We start from the raw sequence: 20,764 nt of genomic DNA, 5'->3' as shown, positions 1-20,764 counted from the left end.
ATTCCTGAAAGTAAGCTTCGGGACACGTAAAAAACCCCCGGTCCGGCCCGTACGCTACTAAAGGCAGCAATACAGACCGGACCGGGGGTTCCTTAAAAAGGATGGTTTACGCTATATCATGGAGGCGGTAGCAACACCCGATTAATGGTGTGAATTACCGCGTTGGTCGACAGGGTGTTGGCCCTTGTTACGGTCGATGCGTTGGTGCCATTTCCCTGTCCGGTAACGGTTACACCAGTGCCCGATACATTTACCCGCACTGTGGGGCCAAGCAACGTAGCTGGTGTTACGCCGTCGGTAAGCAGTGTAGAAAAAACGCGGCCCGGTACTACGTGGTAAGAGAGCACACGGGCCAGAACAGCTGGATCAGCAGCGCCAATGGCCGCGGATGTAAAACCAGCATCAATGAAAGCCTGGTTGGTTGGGGCAAATACCGTTGCGGCCGTTGTCGATTGTAAGGCGGTAATAACACCGGTACCGGCCCGTTGCACAGCTTGGGCCAACAGGCTGAAGTTTTGCGGGTCAGCTATTACCGCTGCCACAACATCGCCGGTGGGGGGCATCAACACGCCATCAATGACGTGTACCACCCCGTTGTCGGCTGCTACATCGGCAGTGGCAACTCTACGGCCATTGACCGAAACGGCATTGTTAATTTTCGATACGTATAACGTTCCGTTCGTAGTCAGTAATGACTGTACGGGAGTGTTCTGCGCGGCGGGTACGTTGGCTGCGGGAATACGACTTGGTACTACATGGTAGGTTAGAATCCTCGTCAGTTGTTCAACTGATAGCGCATTGACGGCTGCTACATCAGGAATGTTAGACGCGATGAAAGCTGCGTTGTTTGGCGCAAAAACGGTGAGGTTTGGACCTCTGAGGGCATCGGCCAAACCAGCGCGCTGCACAGCCGCCCGAAGGATCGTGAAATCGTTATTGGTCAACACGATATCGGTGATCGTGTTGGTTGTTGCGGCGGGCGTATCGTCATCGTTACATGATGAAAAGAGAGCAGAACCGAACACAAGGCAGGCACCAAGCATCAATCGCCACGGGTTTTTCAAAGCAAGCATGTCGAATTGGGTTGAGTGATTAAATAGGTTGATAACTATCTGATAAAGCTGTGTACCAGACTAAGTTAAAAACGGGAGAGTCTTTGTTTTGTTTAACGTTGTTCAAATAAGTCTCAACAAAATTGTAAATTTTAATCTCATTCCAATATTGCAATCTGCAACTCCTTACATACGAAAACCCGCTCAATTGCTCGTAAACGGGCAAAAGTGAGCGGGTTTGCTGTATAAATTAATAGAGTGTGGCGAAAGTGAACTCTGAAAAAAAGTCAGGCTTCCGTACACAACTCAGGCTATGCTTTTTGGTATGAGGCACGGAGGGTGACGATTTCGCCGCCCTTGTAACTGCCATCATTTATCTTCTTCACCAGCATCTCCAACTGTGGATGCGCCCAGTCGGGTATATACTTATCGGGTGTGTCAACGAACACACGCGGGTAGTTATAAAGGTCTCGTCCAAGCCCAAACTGCACGGCACAACGTTTCATGGCGTCGGAGATACCGCCTTTCACCGGCTCAATATCGGTACGGCTTGCTCCGTCGGTTTTAGACAGAATCTGCGCGGGCGATGTGTGTGTAGCGGGGATGGTCACCGTGATTTTGCAAAGGAAACCACCCTGAATTTCGGTGATCTCGTTTTGCCAGCCAAACCACCCAAACTGCTTATCAAAACGGTCCATGACACAGCGGTTTGTGATGTAGGGGACCACGATCAGTTTGCCGGTTTTGGTCTGCATCTGAACGCGCCACTCAATTTCATCGGGCTGAATGGGCTGGGTTAATTTGTCTAGTGTATTTGCTGTTTGTTCCATGATTTTAAAACAAAAAAACGAGTATTTTCATTCGTGAAAAGGAGGTAAAAAAGGAGCTATAACACAGAGTTTTACAGAGTTACACAGAGAAGAATAAATAGCTCCGTGTAACTCTGTAAAACTCTGCGTCAAAACCCCTTTGTTATCCCTCTTTTACTCCACAATGACCTCATCAACGGCCAGTGAAGCGGGTTTGCCAGACCGCTCGTTCTCGGCGCTGACAGGTACGTTGCCGTAGTTTTTGATCGTAACCCGAACGTACCTGGCGCGGGCGGTTTTAAAATCAGCGACCACCGGCACAATGCGCCATGGCCCTTCCAGCGGCTCGTTGATGGGCTGGGCAATGGCTTCTTTGTAGGAATCGCCTTCTTTCGAAAGGGCCACTTCCACCGACTTGGGTGGCATCACACCGAACATGACCTTCTTCAGGAACGAAGCGGTCACTTTGGTTACCGGTTTCACCTCGCCGAGGTCGATCGTTAGGGTAATATCGTTGCCACTGTAGACTTGCACCCAGGGGCGGTCGTCGCGGGGGCTGGCGGCTACTTGCCCGTCGGTAAGTCGCTTACGGTCTTTGTCGGCGGCTTCAGCTTTGGGCGTGGCATAGGTGTATGGTTTGCCCTTGGCGCGGTGAATATAAAACGTCTCGGCGTAGGGCTTGTCATTGGCCGGTACCGTTACGGCTTTCACGGTCGTGGTTTTGGTCAGGGTAATCGGGCCAATGTATTCCGTAGCTTCAGATGATGCGTCGCGGCCATTCACGGTATAATAGATTTTACTATCGGTGTCGAGCTTGCTCAAGCGAACCTGTAACTGACCTTCACCGGTAAACTGCGTTTCCGACCGTACGTCGAGTAACCGTTTGGCGTAGTTGACCTTTAGCCGATCGAAGCGGGGGAGGTGGTTTTTCAGCCGGGCGGCAAAATCTTCGAAGTTACGGGGACCGGCGGGCATCCAGCCAATTTCGGCCAGGGCTACGGCGCGCGGGAAAACCATGTACTCGACCTGTTCGGGCGTTTTAATGTACTCGGTCCAGAGATTACCCTGCACACCCAGTATGTATTTCTGTTGGTCGGTGGTCAACTCGGCGGGGGTAGGCTCGTAGCTGTACACTTTTTCGATGGGCAGATAGCCGCCAATGGCCAGCGGTTCGGTGGCCGGAGCAGCCTGGTAGGCGTCGAGGTAGCAGAAGGCACCGGGCGTCATCACTACGTTGTGTTTCTGTTTAGCGGCTTCGATGCCACCGGCAGTACCCCGCCAGCTCATCACGGTAGCGTTGGGAGCCAGTCCGCCCTCCAGAATTTCGTCCCAGCCAATGATAGCACGTCCCTTGCTGTTTACAAATTTCTCTACCCGGCGGATGAAGTAACTCTGTAATTCGTCTTCGTCCTTAAGCTTCAGTTTCTTCATCAGGCTTTGGCAAAAGTCACTTTCTTTCCAGGCATCTTTCGGGCATTCGTCGCCACCAATATGAATGTATTTGCCGGGAAAGAGAGCCATTACTTCGGTCAGTACATCCTGCACGAACGTGAATGTCTTTTCGCTGGGGCAGTACACATCGCGAATAACGCCCCAACGCGTGCCCACTTCATAACCCTTTGCCGGGTTGCAGCCCAGCTCGGGATAGGCTGCCAGCGCGGCAAGGCCGTGGCCCGGCATTTCAATTTCCGGAATGATGGTCACGTGCCGGGCGGCGGCGTAGCGAACAATGTCTTTGATCTGGGCCTGGGTGTAGAAACCTTCGTGGGGCGTGCCATCGTATTGTTGTGGGTAGTTTTGGGCGTAATGGCCCACGAGGGTTTGTTTACGGGTCGAGCCCACCTGCGTCAGCTTCGGGTATTTCCTGATCTCGATCCGCCAGCCCTGATCGTCGGTGAGGTGCCAGTGAAAGGTATTCATTTTGTGCATGGCCAGCAGGTCGATGAATTTTTTCACGAACTCGGCGGGCATAAAATGGCGGCTGACGTCGAGCATCAATCCCCGATAAGCATAGCGTGGCCGGTCGAGTATGTCGCAGGCGGGGGCCGACCAGTTGGCGGTTTCGGCACGGGTTGCCCCGTAAACGTCGGCCGGGAATAGCTGCATCAGCGTTTGAACGGCGTAGAAGTACCCTTTCGGCGTCTCAGCCCCAACCCGAATGCCCTCGGGCGTAACGCGCAGGGTGTAACCTTCAGGGCCGCATCGTCCGGCGGTGTGTTTCTCGAAACTGATGTGTTTGCCTTTTGCCAGCGCTGGTGTTGAGGGAACCACCGAAACAGGCAGACCACTGGCTATTTTCAGCTGACCGGCCAGCAACTGCGCGGCGGCAGTTTGGGCGGCATCTTTGCCAGTCGTAAGAATGCGCGTGGTGGGGGCAAGCGTAAAACGGCCTGGTAATCCTGTAAATCGGGCCGGAAATGGAATCAGATTGTACTCGTTGTCGGGCGTTTGACCCCAGGATAGCGTGTGAATAAGTAATAGGCAGGTAAGGAGGCGGATGAAAGTTGAGGGCATGAAGAGTGAAGAATTGATGAGTTTAACAGATGAAGGCGCAAGGTGTACCGAAGGTTAAAGCATTTCGGCGACCTGTCGGCCTGTTTGCATGGCGGCATTCAGTGAAGGATAAGCCGTTTGGTCACCGCACTGGTAGAGATGTTCGGTGAGGCGAAGGGGTTGATGCACTGAATCGGGGCCGTAGGCGGGCAGCGCTTCGGGCAGGTGGTCGGTTTGCAAATGCCGCCACTGTTGAACCGACTCACCAAACCAGCCGGTCAGTTCTGAACGTACCCGGTTTGCCAGGGTTGTGGCGTCTACCTGAACAAGGCCCTGCGTACTCACCGAAATCAGCAATTGGCCGTCGGGTGCGTAGGCGGGGGCCACATCACTGATAACGCACATATTGTGCACGGAAGAAGAACGTTTAGTGTTGAGAAGCAGCAATTTGTCTGCTTTCAGGCTATCGGGTCGGTCGGCGGCTGAGGCAGTAAAGTAGGTGCAGGTGGTGTGGTTGAACCGGGTAGGGTTGGGGGGCGTTTGGCCCTGCAACCGCGCCGCCGAACGGGCATCCACAGCCAGTACGATCGCGTCGGCGGTGATGGATTCGCCTGAGGTCAAATGTACCGTTCGGCCTACAACCCGATCAACCGGGGTGTTTAGTCGTAACGACCCGGCTGGCAACCGGTTGGCCAGTTGCTTCGGAATTTCGCCAATACCGAGGGCAGGAACGGCGGCATCGCCCAGGAAAAAGTTTTTAAAGCAAAACTCAAAGAAGTTGCTCGAGGTAGTCAGGTTATCTTCCAGAAAAACACCGCCGAAAAAAGGGCGGAAAAACCGTTCGATCATCTGCTCGGAAAAGTCGAGGTCGCGCAGGTACGTTGCCGTTGTGGTAGCTGGCTGATCGAACAGTTGAGTTGTCGACATGGCCTGTACGTGGCGAATCAGATCGGCAATGCGGATTTTGTCGGCCAGTGTACCGATCGGAGAAAGGAGCGTCTGGAATACGCTTAGCGGCTCGTTAAACGGATTCAGCAGTTTCATCCACTGTCCGCCCGACGCGTCTTCGTGGTGAATGGCGGCCCCGGAACGAAATCGTCTTAAGTCAAGGGCCGTGTAATTGAGCAGTCGCTGCGCCTCGGGGTAGGCGGTTAGCAGGATTTGAAAACCCCGATCAAGCCTGAAACCGTCGACGACGTCGGTCCGAACCCGTCCGCCGGGTACGTTCTGGCTGTCGAGCAGGAGTACATCGCGACCTTGCTGATGCAGGTAATTGGCACATGTCAGGCCGGCCATACCGGCACCGATGATTACAATGGGCATAAAAAACGTAGAGAAAATGGATAGCCGTTGACAAAGAAAAGCGTTCTGAGCCTTAGATGCACGGTGAAATACATCGCTTACACTAATACCAACGGAGCAAGTGTGTCTTTATGGTTTTGGTAGTCGGATGTGGGAATCAGGATAGAGTATAATTTTCAGAAGAACAATTGGATTTAATAGGGTTAATAAAAAAATAACATATTGATAAACAGGTTGTTATTATTTAAGATTTGGCAATTATTCTTAGAAGTGCCTATTTTGCCAGTACATGTCTCCTCGCGTATGCGGCTTTTACTGATAGATAACTTCGATTCCTTCACCTACACCCTGGTCGACTACCTGAAACAGGCCGGCGCTGATTGTGTGGTGCGTCGAAACAACCTGCCACTTCAGCAGTTGACTGAGGGTGAGTACGATGCCGTTGTTCTCTCGCCGGGACCTGGCACTCCTATCGAAGCGGGTAGACTGATGGATGTAATCCATTATTACCACAACCGACTCCCCCTGTTAGGGGTCTGTTTAGGTCAGCAGGCTATTGGTCAGTATTTTGGGGCTACCTTAGCCCGAAGCCCAAAACCAATGCATGGAAAAGTATCGACGATCCGTGTCGACACAACCGATTCACTGTTCCGGGCCATTCCCGAAGAGATTCGCGTAACCCGATACCATTCTCTGACTCTGACCGATTTGCCAGTCGAGCTTCGGGCAACAGCCGTCAGTATTTCAGGCGATAATCAGGAAGTGATGGCAATACGACATGAGAAGTGGCCGATTTGGGGGGTTCAGTTTCACCCCGAAGCAGTGCTCACTGAATACGGAGTACCGTTATTGCGCAATTTCATACAGACAACAAAACCAGTTTCCACCCTATGAATGTTACCGTACATCAGGAAGGCGAATTCCGCTACATCGACGAAGGGCAGGGCGAATGCCTGCTGTTGCTGCACGGGCTTTTTGGCGCGCTCAGCAACTGGGATGATGTAATCAATACCTTTTCGCCTACATACAGGGTGGTTATTCCGGTGCTTCCCATTTATGACATGCCTATGCGCGAAGCCAGTCTGGATGGCCTTGTTTCGTTCGTAGAGCGGTTCGTGGCGTTCAAAAGCCTGACTGATTTAACCCTGCTCGGCAATTCGCTTGGTGGGCACGTGGGACTGTTATACACGTTTAAACACCCGGACGAAGTGAAGCGGCTGGTATTGACCGGTAGTTCAGGCCTCTTCGAGAATGGTATGGGGGGCTCGTTTCCCAAGCGGGGTAGCTACGATTTTGTGGCCGAACGGGTAGCCTACACGTTTTACGACCCAACCGTAGCCACAAAAGAACTGATCGACGAGGTTTTTGATGTAACAAGCAGCATTCCCAAATGCCTGAACATTGTACAGATTGCCAAATCGGCACAGCGGACAAATATTGCCAAAGAGCTGTATAAAATTGAGGTGCCTACGTTGCTGGTTTGGGGATTGAACGATACGATCACGCCACCGCACGTAGCCCACGAATTCGACCGCCTGATCAGGGATACTGAACTGCATTTTATCGACAAATGCTGCCACGCTCCCATGATGGAAAACCCCGCGCGCTTCAACGCCTTGCTTAGTCAGTGGCTCGAAAAACACCCGATCGGGTCAGTGATCAGTTATCAGTAAACAGTTATCAGCGCTGCAAGCTTTAATTTGTAGGTTCCCAAGCGGAGCAACTGATAACTGTTCACTGAAACTATCGGAAATTCTTATTAGTTTTCATTCGACACTCATCTCTCCGTTACATATGCTCGCTGCTGAACTCATAGATCCAATGATTCCCGCCCTTAAACCGGGAGATTCCGTTGCCGAAGCATTAGAATGGATGCAGGAACATCACCTGATTCAGCTGGCTGTTGTTGACAGCAGTCAGTATTTAGGAGTCGTTAGTGAAGATTTACTGCTCAACATCCCGGACGACGATCGGCCGATTAGCGACGTAATGCGCTTGTCGGAAACAATATTCGCGACGGAAAATCAACATCTACTGGAGTTAATTGCCCTCACTACCGAGCATCGGCTCGACGTGTTGGCAATTGTCAACGAAGGAAAAGAGTTTATGGGCAGCGTGGGTACAACCGATCTATTACGTCAGTTTTCGCGGGAAATCGGCATTCAGGAGTCGGGAGCTATTCTGGTGATTGCCCTGGACGAGCATGATTACTCGATGTCGGAGATTAGTCGGCTGGTTGAGACCAACAACGTAAAAATTATCAGTAGCTATTACAGTAGCCCGGTATATGGCCTCACCGATCGGGCCCGGCTGACGCTGAAGCTAAACCGCCGCGATATTACGTCGGTGGTGTCTACCCTGGAACGGTTCGGCTACACCATCGATTCTGCCTTCGCCAGTGCACCTATTGATAACCTGGATCAAGATCGCCTTAACGCGCTTATGCGCTTTTTGAATACATAACAGCGTCTGGAAACAGCTTCCGAGTTGCTGACTGTTTCAGGCTTCTTTTTCATGAAAATCGCTATTCACGGACGTACTTTCCAGGAAGCAGCCCGGCCCTTTGTCCAGTCGATGTTCGATACGCTGGCGGCTCGCGGGGCTGAAGTTCAATTGTCGGATACGTACCGTCTGTTTCTGGATTCGGCGGGAGTTACCCACAACAGTCAACTCACTTATCATACAACACAGGATATTTTCGACGCTGACTTCGCCTTTAGTCTGGGTGGCGATGGTACCCTGCTCGATGTAGTGTCGCAGGTGGGGCCACGCCAGATTCCGATCGTAGGCATCAACATTGGCCGGTTGGGTTTTCTGGCAACCGTGTCGCCCGGTGGTATCCAGTTCATGCTCCATGCGTTGATTCATAAAAAGTACACCATCGATGAACGGTCGTTGGTCAGTGTACAGGCAGATATCGATATTTTCGACGGAATTCCCTTCGGGTTGAATGATTTTACCATCACACGTACCCAGAGTTCGTCGATGATCACCGTACATACATACCTGGACGGCGAGTTTCTGAATTCGTACTGGGCCGATGGAGTAATTGTTTCAACACCCAGTGGATCAACGGGTTATTCGCTTAGTTGCGGTGGGCCGGTGCTGTTGCCGCAGACCAACAATTTCATTATCACGCCAATCAGTCCGCACAACCTGAATGTTCGCCCTATGGTGATTATGGACTCGTGCAAGCTATCGTTTGAAGTAGAAAGCCGTAGCGGTAATTTTCTCGTATCGCTCGATTCCCGATCTAAAACGATCGATGCAGCCACCAAACTCCAGGTTCAGCGCGAACAATTTTCGGCCCGGCTGGTCAAGCTAAGTGACGATAATTTTCTGAACACCCTCCGTAGCAAACTGAACTGGGGCTTCGATGTACGCAATTGACAAAGCGTAGAAAAACGCGGCATCGCCCAATATTTTAAACAGCGGGCCGTTTTGAATGCATAATACCGAACGCCGGGAGTGAAGCCCCGTGTGTTGATTGGTAGTTTTGTGACAGGCTAACCGATTTCATTTCGTAATCAATTTCCATGACTTATAGGCCCATTTTTACGCTGGGAATTCTGTCGGCGCTGCTACTAGGCGGAAGCAGACACGAGGGGTACGCGCAGCGTCGATCGAATTCCCAATTTTTACCTTATTCTGAAGTAGGTTTCGGTGTGGGTACGTCTACTTATTTTGGTGATATGGCTGGTTACAGTCAACCTTTAAAGTCGCTAACTACGCTGCCCCGCTGGAATGCAGGCCTGATGTTTGCCCGCCATTTTACACCGCGAATTGGTGTAAGGGCCTCGTTTACCTGGGCCCGCATTACCGGCGATGACTACAAATATGCCCAGAACGACCCGGTAAAATTTGCCGCCCAGTACACGCGGAACCTGCATTTCCGAAACGACCTCAAAGAATTTGCGTTGATCGGGATGTATAATTTTGTTCCCGGTGGACGTACCCCACGCGATCGGGCCAAAATAACGCCGTACGCGCTGTTGGGTGTAGCATTACTAGCGCATAACCCGAAGGCACTAACACCACTGCCTGTGGCTGGTGAGCCTGAAACAGAGCAGCAGTGGGTGGCGCTTCAACCACTGGGAACAGAAGGGCAGGGGCAGCCCGGCTACGCTAAACCATATTCGCTTGTTACGATTTCTGTACCTATTGGCGTGGGCGTTCGCTACAAACTGAGTGAGTACTTGAGTCTGGCAGCCGAAATGCGGGTGACTCCTTCGTTTTCTGATTATCTGGATGACACAGGTGGTCCTTACCCTGCCAATCAAGCTGACTTGACTACTCCTCTGGCGCAACAGTTATCGAACAGAGGCGGCGAACTGTTGGCTGCCCGGAAAGGCGACAACCGGCAACCGGGCCTCGATCAAATTACGGCGGCGGGTGTGAGTCCCGATTTGCTGACCCAGCGCGGAGGAGGGAGTCGGATTCCGCTAAAAGATTCGTACTTGCTGACGAGTTTCCAGATTCACTACATCATTCCGGCCAAAATCAAGTGCCCTCCGATTCGCTAACCTGTGAGCATAATACCGAAAAATACAGTAGCCCGGCTTCTCATAGCCGGGCTTTTTCTGAGCCCAATACTCGGATATAGCCAAAAAATTGAGATTGGAGGTGCCTTAGGTGGTTTACTTTACACCGGCGATATAGCCCCTGTGCTTAATCCTAAGTTTATTCGCCCCGGCGGTGGGTTGTTTTTCAGGTATCATCTTAGCCAGTCTTTTGCCGCACGGGCACAGGTGTCACTGGGACGCATTATTGGGACAGACAGTATTACAACCGACCGCTACCAGATTGCCCGGGGAGCCGCTTTTCGGAACACGGTTCGGGAGGTTGCGCTGCTGGGTGAATATAAATTCAGAAATTATACGGCCCTTAATAGTGCCCAAAACTGGACACCTTACGTTTTCGGAGGTTTGGCCGTTTTTTCGCATGGTTTACGTCAGCCGGGAGATAAGCCCGTTGAGATTGCGTTTCCCCTGGGCGTTGGCGTGAAATATGAAATAGCCCGTCCGTGGAGCATTGGGCTGGAGTATACGACCCGCTTCACCACGACAGACAACCTGGATGGGCTGGGTGTGCCTGATGCCGGAGCCCCCAAACTGAACCAGAGTAACCCTGACCGAAAAGATCATTACACCATGGTTTTCCTGACGGTTAGCTACACATTTTATCGGGTGTTTTGCCCACCGGGTAGTAATTGATGAGTAGACAGGCTGTAGTGACGTACTAACTATTCCTTATTTTTGGCAAAAAGTTTCTCTGTTTTGCTGACAATACCTCCCTTCGCTTATCTCTTCAGGCGTTTTTTTGGCTTCGCAATCGCTTTGCTGGTGGGTGGCCTCAACATTGCCTCTTCGCAGGTGCCGTTGATCGATAATCCTGCGCCAACGCCTTACAGTTACTGTCAGCAATTCAATACCCTGTATATCAAGATTCGGGAAGAAAGTATTCTCCCTGATTCGGCCCGTGCCTCTTTTGGCCGTACCATGATAGGTCTTTACGAGCGCTACCGGTCCAACAACGACTATCCAACCGACACCGTTTCTGAGTCAGGCCGTCAACGCACGGCCATGTGGTTTCCTCTGAAAGGATACACTAGTACTGCTATTGGTGGTTCGCACGGGGAAGGCTACCGGGGCAAAGGATTTGATCTCTTCGATTACAATGTTCGGGGTAGTCACCCGGCGCAGGATATATTTATCCGCGATCGCAATCAGGACTCTGTTGACGACGAAACCGGAAAGCCCGTTGATGTGCTGTCTATGTCAGACGGATTGGTACTTGCCGTTGAAACCGGCTGGACCAGTGCGCAGGAATATCGGGGCGGCAACTGGATCTGGGTATATGACCCCGTCAGGAATGGTCTGTTCTATTACGCCCATAACAAAGTGGTAAACGTAACGATGGGTGACTGGGTACGTGCCGGTCAGAAGATTGCCGAGGTGGGCCGCACCGGATTCAACGCGTACAAACCCCGTTCTCCAACGCACCTGCACCTGATGTACCTGCAACTTCAGCCGAATGGACTGCCCATGCCGCAGAATACGTATCCGTGGCTACTAACGGCGCAGCGCGACTAGGCTTTGATAGCGCCATTGGGGGTTTTATCAGTACCTGTGCAATGTAAGTAAATGGGTAAATCTGTGATTAGGATGTCTATGGGCCTGCCACTCATCTAACCCCTTTGGGGTGGCCTGTCAATAGAACAGAATCGCTGGAAGCGATTAAAGCTCCAAGGGAGCGGCCTCAACTGAGCTAGTTAAGGTCGCTCCCATGGAGCTTTATTCGCTTCCAGCGACTCTGTTCTATTGACAGGCCACCCCAAAGGGGTTACGAATTATTGATCAGGTTAATGCCTGAGAGGAAGAAGATAAGGCCAACGGCGAAGGGGGCAGCCGCTTCACCCCGGCTTACTTCAAGGCCGAGCGTGGGCTTGCCATCAGAGAGAAAAGCCACACAGGCAAAGAGAATGACGGCAGCCCCCAGAATAGTCAGGCCTGCCCCGAAAGAGCGACGAAAGTTGTTTTTTTCCATAGTGATTGCAAGAAACAATAAAAAATTTACTCCTGGTCAGACGACGTGGCGACTGGTTCAGGTACGTGATGTAAGACGGTAAAACCCCGTTTCTCGCCTTCAGCAATCATGAACAGGTAGGCCACATCGTACTGGTTTGGAATAATACCTTCCAGGATGGCTTCGCGTACGGCAATCTTTAGTTCGCCCACTTCTTTAGAAGGCTTCAGGCCAAAGGTCTCCATAATCAGCTCGCCAGTGATGATAGGCTGAAAATTGCGGAGTTGATCTCGTTCTTCCAGATCATGAAGCTTTTGCTCTACCTGATCGAAGCGGCTCAGGTGCTTCTGTACTTTCTCGTGGTTTTTCGACGTAATATCGGCTCGGCACAGGGTAAGCAACAACTCAAGATCGGGACCCGCCTCGAATAGCAACCGGCGCAGGGCTGAGTCAGTAATGCTCTCTTTAACCAGCGGAATGGGGCGCATGTGCAGGCGAACTAGCTTCTGCACCTGCTTCATGTGCTCATTAAGCGGCAATTTTAACCGACGAAAAAGGGTTGGCACCAGTCGTGCGCCCACTTCTTCGTGGCCATGAAACGTCCAGCCCACGCGCTTATCGAACCGTTTGGTCTGGGTTTTAGCGATATCGTGCAGAATGGCCGACCAGCGTAACCATAGGTCATTGCTCATTCGCGCCACATTGTCGAGTACCTGAAGCGTATGAAAGAAGTTGTCTTTATGCCCTTTCCCATCTACCGTTTCTACGCCTTTCAGAGCCACGAGCTCAGGCAGAATCAGATCGAGTAGGCCGGCGTGATACAGCAGTTTGAAGCCGTAGGAGGGCGAGGGTGACAGAATGATCTTGTTCATTTCCTCAATCACACGCTCCATCGACACAATACCCAGGCGGTCTTTCATCCGAATGATGCCGTCGAAGGTTTCCGGGTCAATATCGAAATTAAGTTGGGTGGCGAATCGAATAGCCCGCATCATGCGTAACGGATCGTCGGAGAAGGTCAGATCGGGGGCCAATGGGGTACGGATAAGTCGCCGTTTCAGGTCAGTAAGTCCACCAAAGGGATCGATCAAATCGCCATAGTCAACCTCAGGTATGTTGCTGCCAGCCTCAGTGGACGATGTGGACTGGTTGAGGCTGATACTCATGGCATTGATGGTGAGGTCGCGCCGGTTCTGGTCGTCGGCGAGTGTGCCATCCTCAACGATCGGCTTGCGAGAATCGGACCGGTACGATTCTTTGCGGGCACCCACAAATTCAACGTCAACGTACCCATCCACGGGATCATCCATTCGCAGCATGGCTGTACCAAAATTTTGATACACGGCCACGTTGACGCCAGCTGCTTTGGCTACCGCCTCGGCCAGGGCAATTCCGCTGCCGAGGCACACAATGTCGATGTCTTTGGAAGGGCGTTTCAACACCAGATCGCGAACGTACCCCCCAACCACAAAAGCGGGTATGTTCAACGCTCCCGCCGCGTCGGCAATACGGGCGAAAACAGGTTTGGTAGCAAGGAAATCAGCGAAATTCATGTCTAGTTTGAGTAGCCGTTAAGCAGCTTACCGGGTGGGCTACAGACGCATTACCGTCTTCTGGCCGTTACTGCCCGGATCGCTTATTTCCGCAGAAACTCAATTTCTCCGCCCATGCCTAACCGTAGTATGCGGGGTTTGCGAAAATTACGCGATGCCTCGCCAAGGGTGAAACTTACGATTTTGCGGGCGGCATCGGGCAGCGCAAAGCTCTCAAAAGGTAGCGTAATGACGCCTTTTCCGAACCCACCAAGCAGAAACTGAACCTCTTCGTTAAGCGATTTACGAATGGCGATTTCTTCTTCGCCGACGCCAGCCACCACATTTTTGCCTTTTTGAAACAGCACGATCAGTGGAATATCCGTGAATTCGACCAAATCGAATGCTACGTCGGGCATCTTGTGCACGTACATTACCACCTGATCGGTATTCCTGGCAAGCACTGTGAGGTCGTATGGGTTTTTTGTCGCTCTTTTCAGCGCAATCAACTGTTGAACAGCGGCTTCGTTCTGAGGGTCGGCGGCAACAGACCAGCCGGTTTCGTCGGCAATAGCAAGGAGTTGACCCTGGCGCAGGGCATGAATCAGTTCGCGATTTGTGGGCATCATAAGTTATATGAACCCACAAACAGGGGGGCGGGTTCCGATACAAAATAACGGAATTAGCTTATTATCGTTCAGGACGGATGGGTTTGGGTACGTTCTTTTTTTGCTTCTCATTGGCTGACTCAGGTGTAGCAAAAGCATTGTAAATCAGCTTCTTCATGTAAAATAACTCGCGTGGTTGGCTCGAAAATCCCCGTTCAGGAATTAGTTTCTGGTACCCGGTAGCCAGAAAGTAGGGACCGTACCAGGCAATGAGCCCTTCGTCGGCCGCCTCCTGTACTTTTTCCTGTTCCGAGCCGGCCTTGATAGGAAAAGGTTCGTCGGTTAGTAAGACTGAGTCGCGTTCGATGACAGACGTATACACGTCGCTTTCCTGTTGATAGGCCATTACCATCCGGTTGCCCTGCGTAGACGTGTGTACTTTTTGCGTGGGCATTTCATCAGTAAGGTCTTGAATGGGTAAACAATTGTCCCAGCGCAAATTGCCCTCCTGGTCAAATTCACAGACAAAGGCATGCGTGTACCGATACCCATCCGAGTACGACTGACTGCTTGTTAGGGGAATACTGTTCGTCACCCCGGTCTGGAGAATCGGGCTGGCTGACGTTCGCCACGGGCGGGGCGAATAAGACGAGATAGACCCTCTGTACTGGGGGTAATAGACCTCGGCTACTAACCGTAGGCCGTCGGTGGTGGGGATCAGATCGTGAACCAGTAAACGGTACCTGAACTTGTACTCTTTACCCAGGCGTTTTTGCTCGGCCACCCGTTCCTGCATTTTTAGCTGTCGACGGGGTTTGAGATAATTGAAAAAGTGCTTGAGATTCGAAAAATCGACGTAGCGAATAGCCTCGCCCCGGTCTGTAGTGACGGTGAATTTCCCGGTTTCGTTATGGCGAATTCGGGTGATGTAGATCCCCTGCGAGTAGGGCGTACAGTCGGTGGAGTAATTACCCACGAGTAGTGATTCGGTGGCGCTGATGGGAAGAATTTTTCCTGAAATTAAACTGTAGGCGGTGCCTTCGTAGTCGATCACCCGGAGGGGCCTGCCATCGGGTGAGTAGGAGCGGAGCGTGAACGGACACTTTTTGTTCGCCGTATGGGTCACAATATGGACCTCCTGTCGGTAGTCATCAATCTCGATACTACTCAGTTCGGTGTGGTTAATGTACAGTCCCTGAAAAACCCGGATGGTGCCGTCGAAGAGTGAGTAGGCCATCACTACGGGCCGGGACCGGTAGTACCCCGCCATATAAGCCACATTACCCATTACCTTGAAATCGGACAGGGCCAGGCTCGATGGCAGTTTGCCAGCGTAGTTATCCAGCGTACCATCGACAAGGTTGAGGCGGATCATACTGAAATTGTCGGTGTCGGGCTCGTTGGCCAAATAGAACAGGTATCGGTCGTTGGCGAACGTCTGCGAAGGGGTGAAATTTTCGGGCAGGACATACTCGACTTTCCAACGGGTAGTTAGGAGTGTATCTACGCTGGTGAACGTATACGAGTGGGATTGCCGACGGTAGTCGTCGTGTTTATGGTAGGTTACCAGTGCTCCCCGCGTACCAAGTGGTAAGACCGTATATTCTTCATCGACCGATTCCTTGATCGGATAGTCGATCTGCTTCAATGCCTTTAGTTGAGCTTGGGCAAAAGAGGCGGTGAGCAGCAGGTATATAAACAGGAACAGGCGCATAATGAGGGAGTGCAATCCTAGCGGAGAGATTGCCCGATAGACCGAAAGCTACATCTTACAGTTGAATTGCCCAAATGCGTAGCCCTTTCGTACTTTTGCGATTCATTACACCCGCATCAGCGGAACGTTCGGGCCCATCACGAAGGCCATACAGCAATGGATTTACAGGCAGACTTAAAAGCGGCTATTCAGCAGGCCGTTCAGACCCTTTACAATACCTCAGCGGGCGATATTACCCTGCAATCGACCAGGAAAGAATTTGAGGGAACATACACATTCGTATTTTTCCCGCTGGTGAAAACACTCCGTAAGTCACCCGCCGAGATTGGGCAGGCGTTGGGCAACTGGCTGCTGACCAACTCACCCGTGGTGCGGGCGTTCAACGTGGTGCAGGGTTTTTTAAACATAAGCCTGTCAGACGCGGCGTACATCAAAGCCCTGAACGGCATCGTGGCCGAGCCTGATTTCGGCGTAGCCCCCGCCAACGGGCAGTCGGTGATGGTCGAATTTTCATCGCCAAACACCAACAAACCGCTTCATCTGGGCCATTTACGCAACAATTTCCTCGGCGATTCAATCAGTCGAATTCTGGCCGCCAACGGGTTTGCTGTGACTAAAGCCTGTCTGGTTAATGATCGGGGTATTCACATCTGCAAGTCGATGCTGGCCTATCAGCAATTTGGTCGGCAGGAAGACGGCACGTTCGAAACCCCCGAATCGGCCGGTCTGAAAGGTGATCACTTGATCGGGAAGTATTACGTACTGTTCGATAAGGCCTACAAAGCTGAAATCAGTCAACTGGTGGCGGATGGAATGGCGCAGGAGGTGGCGGAGAAAAAAGCCCCACTGATGCAGCAAGCGCAGGAAATGCTTCGCAAGTGGGAGCAGGGCGATGCCGAAACGGTGGCGCTCTGGCAACAGATGAATAGTTGGGTGTACGCCGGCTTTGCCGACACGTACCTGAATATTGGCGTCAGCTTCGACAAAACATACTACGAATCGAACACGTACCTGTTGGGTAAAGATGTGGTAGAGGAAGGTTTGGCGTCGGGCGTTTTTTACCAGAAAGAAGACAAATCAGTCTGGATCGATCTGACCGACGAAGGTCTGGATCATAAGCTGGTGCTGCGCGGCGACGGTACATCGGTCTATATCACGCAGGATCTGGGGACGACGGATCTCAAATTCAGTGATTTTCACTCCAATCGGTCAATTTGGGTGGTTGGCAACGAACAAGACTACCATTTCAAAGTGCTGTTCGCCATCATGAAACGTCTGGGCCGCCCGTATGCCGACGGTTGTTATCATCTCAGTTACGGCATGGTTGACCTGCCGAGTGGTAAAATGAAATCGCGCGAAGGAACCGTTGTCGATGCCGATGATCTGGTGAATGAGGTAACGCAGGTTGCCGCCGAAGCCGGCGAACAGGCAGCGAAAGGGAAGCTCGATGAATTTTCGGAGACCGAGAAGCAGGATCTTTTCAGAATGATTGGTCTGGGTGCGCTGAAATACTATCTGCTGAAGGTTGATCCACAGAAGCGAATGCTGTTCAACCCGGCCGAGTCGGTGGATGTACACGGGCATACCGGGCCGTTTATTCAGTATACCCACGCCCGCATTCGGTCGGTGTTGCGCAAGGCACAGGAAAGTGGTCTGCAAACCGACGTTACTGCTGACGAAATGACCCAACTCCATGAAACCGAGCAGGAAGTAATCGTGTTGCTGAGTCAGTATCCGCAGCGAGTGAAAGAGGCGGGCGACAATTTTGCGCCGTCGTTACTGTCGCAGTACGTATATGATCTGGCAAAGGCCTACAACCGGCTTTTCGCTGAAGTATCTATCCTGTCAGAGCCTGATCCTGTAAAAACAACGCTTCGATTAACTCTATCGACTCAGGTGGCTGAAACCATTCGGAAAGCCATGGGTTTGCTAGGCATTGACGTACCTGAAAAAATGTAAAAACCCTTCACCCATGCGTACTTCATCCAAAATTGGCCTTGCCCTTGTTGCGGGCGCTATCCTATTTACCACTATGTCATTCTCTCGCTTAGTCAAACACGTTTTCAGCGACAAAACGGCGGCCCACACGGCCCCGGCCACGTTAGAAACCGCGCCAACCAAATCGCTTTACGATTTTACCATGAACGGTATCGATGGTAAGTCGGTGTCGCTGAGTCAGTACAAAGGCAAAAAAGTCATTATTCTCAACACGGCTTCCGAGTGTGGCTACACACCACAATACGCCGACTGGGAAGCATTCTACAAGTTGCATAAAGACAAAATTATTGTACTGGGTTTTCCGGCCAACAACTTCGGCGGACAGGAGCCGGGCAGTGGCGAGCAGATTGCCACGTTTTGCCAGAAAAACTACGGTGTCACGTTTCCGTTATTCGAGAAAATAGATGTGGTTGGCGACAAGCAGGCACCCCTCTACAAATGGCTGACTACCAAAAGCCTGAACGGCTGGAATGAGCAGGCCCCCGGCTGGAATTTCTGCAAATACGTGGTCGATGAAAACGGCAAGCTCACCCACTTCTTCGCTTCCGGTGTTAAACCAGGTGATGCAACATTTAAAAAAGCAGTAGGCATCTAGTCAGTTAACAGTTGTCAGTAAACAGTTATCAGGCTTCGCAAAACAACGTACCTGTGGCGAAGCTGATAACTGATAACTGGTAACTGATAACTGTTAATTGATAATTGAATGAAGGCTTGGATTGCTGCGGCTCGACCGCGAACGTTGCCGCTGGCCCTTGCCAGTATCATTTTGGGTAGCTTTCTGGCTGCATCGGTGGGCCGGTTCAGTTGGTTGACATTCACGCTGGCCGTCTTGACAACCACCTTTCTGCAAATACTGTCCAACTTCGCCAATGATTACGGCGATGCCGTTTCTGGCAAAGACACGCCCGAACGGGTAGGGCCGCGCCGTGCCGTAGCCACGGGCGATCTTACTAAGGAGGCCATGTTCAGGGCTATGCTAATCACAGCTGGACTATCGCTGGTATCAGGTGTTTGGTTGTTGATTGAAGCCACTCGTGAATCTGGGTCGTGGTTATTTTGGGTATTCCTGTTACTCGGTCTGCTTTGTATTGCAGCGGCAGTGGCCTACACAAATGGTAAACGGCCATATGGCTATGCAGGCTATGGTGATATAGCGGTGTTACTGTTCTTTGGGTGGGTGGGGGTACTGGGTACATACTTTCTGCACACACAATCGCTGGGTACGTTGCTGCTATTACCCGCCAGTGCGGTTGGTTTTTTTGCCACCGGCGTATTGAATATTAATAATGTGCGTGATATTGAGACCGATGCCAAGACCGGAAAGTACTCTATTCCAGTTCGTTTGGGTTTGAAAAAAGCGATTCAGTACCACTGGGCTTTACTCATCACTGGAATGATTTGTGCCCTGGTTTATTCGTTATTAACAGCCATTGACTGGACGGCTTATTTGTACCTGTTATCGTTCCCGCTGTTTATTGTGAATGGACAGGCAGTAGCCAACCACACCAACCCTGCCGAACTAAATCCCCGGCTTGGTCAACTGGCATTGTCGACATTACTTTTTGTCTTGCTTTTTGGCGTGGGAATATTATTATAAGTGTCGAATACATTTAACCTGACTATAAATTTTGAAACGCTGGATTGCTCTTGTACTCGCTGTGTTGGTCCTCGGTGGCCTGATCTATTATAACAAAGTAATGAATCCGGCGCCAGGCGCAGGTGGTGGTGGCGGCGCTGCACCAGCCGCAGGTGGCGGTAAAGCGGGTGGCGGTGCAGCTGGTGCCGGTGGACCTACCTCTGTGAACGGCTTCATTGTGAAACCTACCGTCATTGCGAACTCTGTGGTGGCAACTGGATCGCTGGTGGCTAACGAGCAGGTTGATATCTTTCCAGAAATTAGCGGACGAATCGTTGAACTCAACATTCGCGAGGGCCAGCCGGTTGCCAAAGGGGCGCTGCTTGTTAAACTGTACGATGTGGATTTGCAGGCTCAGCTTCAGAAATTCAAGGTGCTGGAAGAGAACGCCCGCCGTACCGAAGAGCGAAACAAGCAACTCTTGGAGCGCGGCGGAATTAGCCAACAGGAATACGACATCATTGTGACTAATCTGAAAGGGGCACTTGCCGATATCGACCTCACCCGAGCTTCGCTCCGGCGTACCGAAATCAGAGCCCCTTTTGCAGGTACTGTCGGTATCAGGAATGTGAGCCCCGGTGCCGTAGTGACGCCACAAACACTGATTGCAACCCTTCAACAACTTAATCCGCTCAAGCTGGATTTTACCGTTCCTGAGCGTTATAGTTCGTCGGTGAAAACAGGTGAACGGGTCAATTTCACGCTAGACGGTGTGCGGAATGCTTTTTCTGGTCAGATTTACGCCATAGAGCCGAACGTAGACGTGGCTACGCGTAGTCTGCGCATTAGGGCAAGAGTACCCAACACCAGCCGTGATTTGCGGCCGGGGGCATTCGCCAAGATAAATCTGGTTTTCCGGGAAGATCAGGCACTGACTATTCCGTCGCAGGCGTTACTACCACAGACGCGCGGTAAGCAAGTGGTTGTGGTTCGTAATGGCAAAGCCACTTTTGTAGAGGTAGAAACTGGAATACGCGATAAAAGCAATATTCAGATCACCAAAGGCTTGGCTACCGGCGATACTGTTGTGATTACAGGACTGCTTTTTGTGAAGAAAGACGGACCCGTTAAAGTGGCAAAAATTCAAGGTTGATC

General features: G+C 51.6%; 19 protein-coding genes. 11 read left to right on the top strand and 8 right to left on the bottom strand.

Translation table 11 applies throughout. The features are described 5' to 3' along the window. Window positions 1-116: 116 nt before the first annotated feature. From ACAW87_RS06595 to ACAW87_RS06580, 4 genes are all read right to left on the bottom strand, one after another. Complete coding sequence (locus ACAW87_RS06595; RefSeq protein ID WP_370722407.1) at window positions 117-1,073, bottom strand: fasciclin domain-containing protein; 957 nt, start codon at window positions 1,071-1,073, stop codon at window positions 117-119. Window positions 1,074-1,363: 290 nt separating this feature from the next. Further along, a complete protein-coding gene (locus ACAW87_RS06590) occupies window positions 1,364-1,882 on the bottom strand; it encodes a Rad52/Rad22 family DNA repair protein (RefSeq protein WP_370722405.1) in 519 nt (172 codons plus the stop codon). Window positions 1,883-2,035: 153 nt separating this feature from the next. Further along, window positions 2,036-4,375: a glycoside hydrolase family 20 protein gene (locus ACAW87_RS06585; protein ID WP_370722404.1), complete on the bottom strand. Its 2,340-nt coding sequence runs from the start codon at window positions 4,373-4,375 to the stop codon at window positions 2,036-2,038. A 54-nt stretch (window positions 4,376-4,429) separates the two neighbouring features. Then, entirely contained in the window at window positions 4,430-5,677 is a 1,248-nt protein-coding gene (locus ACAW87_RS06580; RefSeq protein ID WP_370722402.1) for an NAD(P)/FAD-dependent oxidoreductase, read from the bottom strand. Between the two features lie 282 nt (window positions 5,678-5,959). On the opposite strand from ACAW87_RS06580, the gene ACAW87_RS06575 reads away from it, so the two are divergent. From ACAW87_RS06575 to ACAW87_RS06545, 7 genes are all read left to right on the top strand, one after another. After that, window positions 5,960-6,550, top strand: a complete 591-nt coding sequence (locus ACAW87_RS06575; protein ID WP_370722400.1) for an anthranilate synthase component II — start codon at window positions 5,960-5,962, stop codon at window positions 6,548-6,550. Further along, a complete protein-coding gene (locus ACAW87_RS06570) occupies window positions 6,547-7,329 on the top strand; it encodes an alpha/beta fold hydrolase (protein WP_370722398.1) in 783 nt (260 codons plus the stop codon). Before ACAW87_RS06575 ends, ACAW87_RS06570 begins: the two co-directional genes overlap by 4 nt. A gap of 148 nt (window positions 7,330-7,477) precedes the next feature. Next, complete coding sequence (locus ACAW87_RS06565) at window positions 7,478-8,119, top strand: CBS domain-containing protein (protein ID WP_370722396.1); 642 nt, start codon at window positions 7,478-7,480, stop codon at window positions 8,117-8,119. Between the two features lie 51 nt (window positions 8,120-8,170). Next, the gene (locus ACAW87_RS06560) at window positions 8,171-9,046 is read left to right on the top strand and encodes an NAD kinase (protein WP_370722395.1); all 876 of its coding nucleotides are present in this window, start codon (window positions 8,171-8,173) and stop codon (window positions 9,044-9,046) included. A 146-nt stretch (window positions 9,047-9,192) separates the two neighbouring features. Continuing rightward, the gene (locus tag ACAW87_RS06555) at window positions 9,193-10,179 is read left to right on the top strand and encodes a DUF6089 family protein (RefSeq protein ID WP_370722393.1); all 987 of its coding nucleotides are present in this window, start codon (window positions 9,193-9,195) and stop codon (window positions 10,177-10,179) included. Window positions 10,180-10,182: 3 nt separating this feature from the next. Beyond that, window positions 10,183-10,869: a type IX secretion system protein PorG gene (porG, locus tag ACAW87_RS06550; protein ID WP_370722391.1), complete on the top strand. Its 687-nt coding sequence runs from the start codon at window positions 10,183-10,185 to the stop codon at window positions 10,867-10,869. A gap of 66 nt (window positions 10,870-10,935) precedes the next feature. Continuing rightward, complete coding sequence (locus ACAW87_RS06545; RefSeq protein ID WP_370722825.1) at window positions 10,936-11,748, top strand: M23 family metallopeptidase; 813 nt, start codon at window positions 10,936-10,938, stop codon at window positions 11,746-11,748. A gap of 250 nt (window positions 11,749-11,998) precedes the next feature. Here the strand turns inward: ACAW87_RS06545 and ACAW87_RS06540 are convergent, their stop codons facing one another. From ACAW87_RS06540 to ACAW87_RS06525, 4 genes are all read right to left on the bottom strand, one after another. Continuing rightward, window positions 11,999-12,202, bottom strand: coding sequence for a hypothetical protein (locus tag ACAW87_RS06540; protein WP_370722389.1), 204 nt, complete (start codon window positions 12,200-12,202; stop codon window positions 11,999-12,001). 26 nt (window positions 12,203-12,228) lie between these two features. After that, entirely contained in the window at window positions 12,229-13,734 is a 1,506-nt protein-coding gene (locus tag ACAW87_RS06535) for a CCA tRNA nucleotidyltransferase (RefSeq protein WP_370722388.1), read from the bottom strand. 83 nt (window positions 13,735-13,817) lie between these two features. Then, window positions 13,818-14,342, bottom strand: a complete 525-nt coding sequence (locus ACAW87_RS06530) for an L-threonylcarbamoyladenylate synthase (protein WP_370722386.1) — start codon at window positions 14,340-14,342, stop codon at window positions 13,818-13,820. A 61-nt stretch (window positions 14,343-14,403) separates the two neighbouring features. Beyond that, the gene (locus ACAW87_RS06525; RefSeq protein WP_370722384.1) at window positions 14,404-16,050 is read right to left on the bottom strand and encodes a hypothetical protein; all 1,647 of its coding nucleotides are present in this window, start codon (window positions 16,048-16,050) and stop codon (window positions 14,404-14,406) included. Between the two features lie 141 nt (window positions 16,051-16,191). On the opposite strand from ACAW87_RS06525, the gene argS reads away from it, so the two are divergent. From argS to ACAW87_RS06505, 4 genes are all read left to right on the top strand, one after another. Further along, window positions 16,192-17,994, top strand: coding sequence for an arginine--tRNA ligase (argS, locus tag ACAW87_RS06520; RefSeq protein WP_370722383.1), 1,803 nt, complete (start codon window positions 16,192-16,194; stop codon window positions 17,992-17,994). 13 nt (window positions 17,995-18,007) lie between these two features. After that, complete coding sequence (locus tag ACAW87_RS06515) at window positions 18,008-18,628, top strand: glutathione peroxidase (RefSeq protein WP_370722382.1); 621 nt, start codon at window positions 18,008-18,010, stop codon at window positions 18,626-18,628. A gap of 108 nt (window positions 18,629-18,736) precedes the next feature. Further along, window positions 18,737-19,630: a 1,4-dihydroxy-2-naphthoate polyprenyltransferase gene (locus tag ACAW87_RS06510; RefSeq protein WP_370722380.1), complete on the top strand. Its 894-nt coding sequence runs from the start codon at window positions 18,737-18,739 to the stop codon at window positions 19,628-19,630. Between the two features lie 31 nt (window positions 19,631-19,661). Then, the gene (locus ACAW87_RS06505) at window positions 19,662-20,762 is read left to right on the top strand and encodes an efflux RND transporter periplasmic adaptor subunit (RefSeq protein ID WP_370722379.1); all 1,101 of its coding nucleotides are present in this window, start codon (window positions 19,662-19,664) and stop codon (window positions 20,760-20,762) included. Window positions 20,763-20,764: the final 2 nt, after the last annotated feature.

It is taken from the genome of Fibrella aquatica (assembly GCF_041321135.1).
Classification (GTDB): Bacteria; Bacteroidota; Bacteroidia; order Cytophagales; family Spirosomataceae; genus Fibrella; species Fibrella aquatica.
This window is presented reverse-complemented; position numbering and strand designations above follow the sequence as displayed.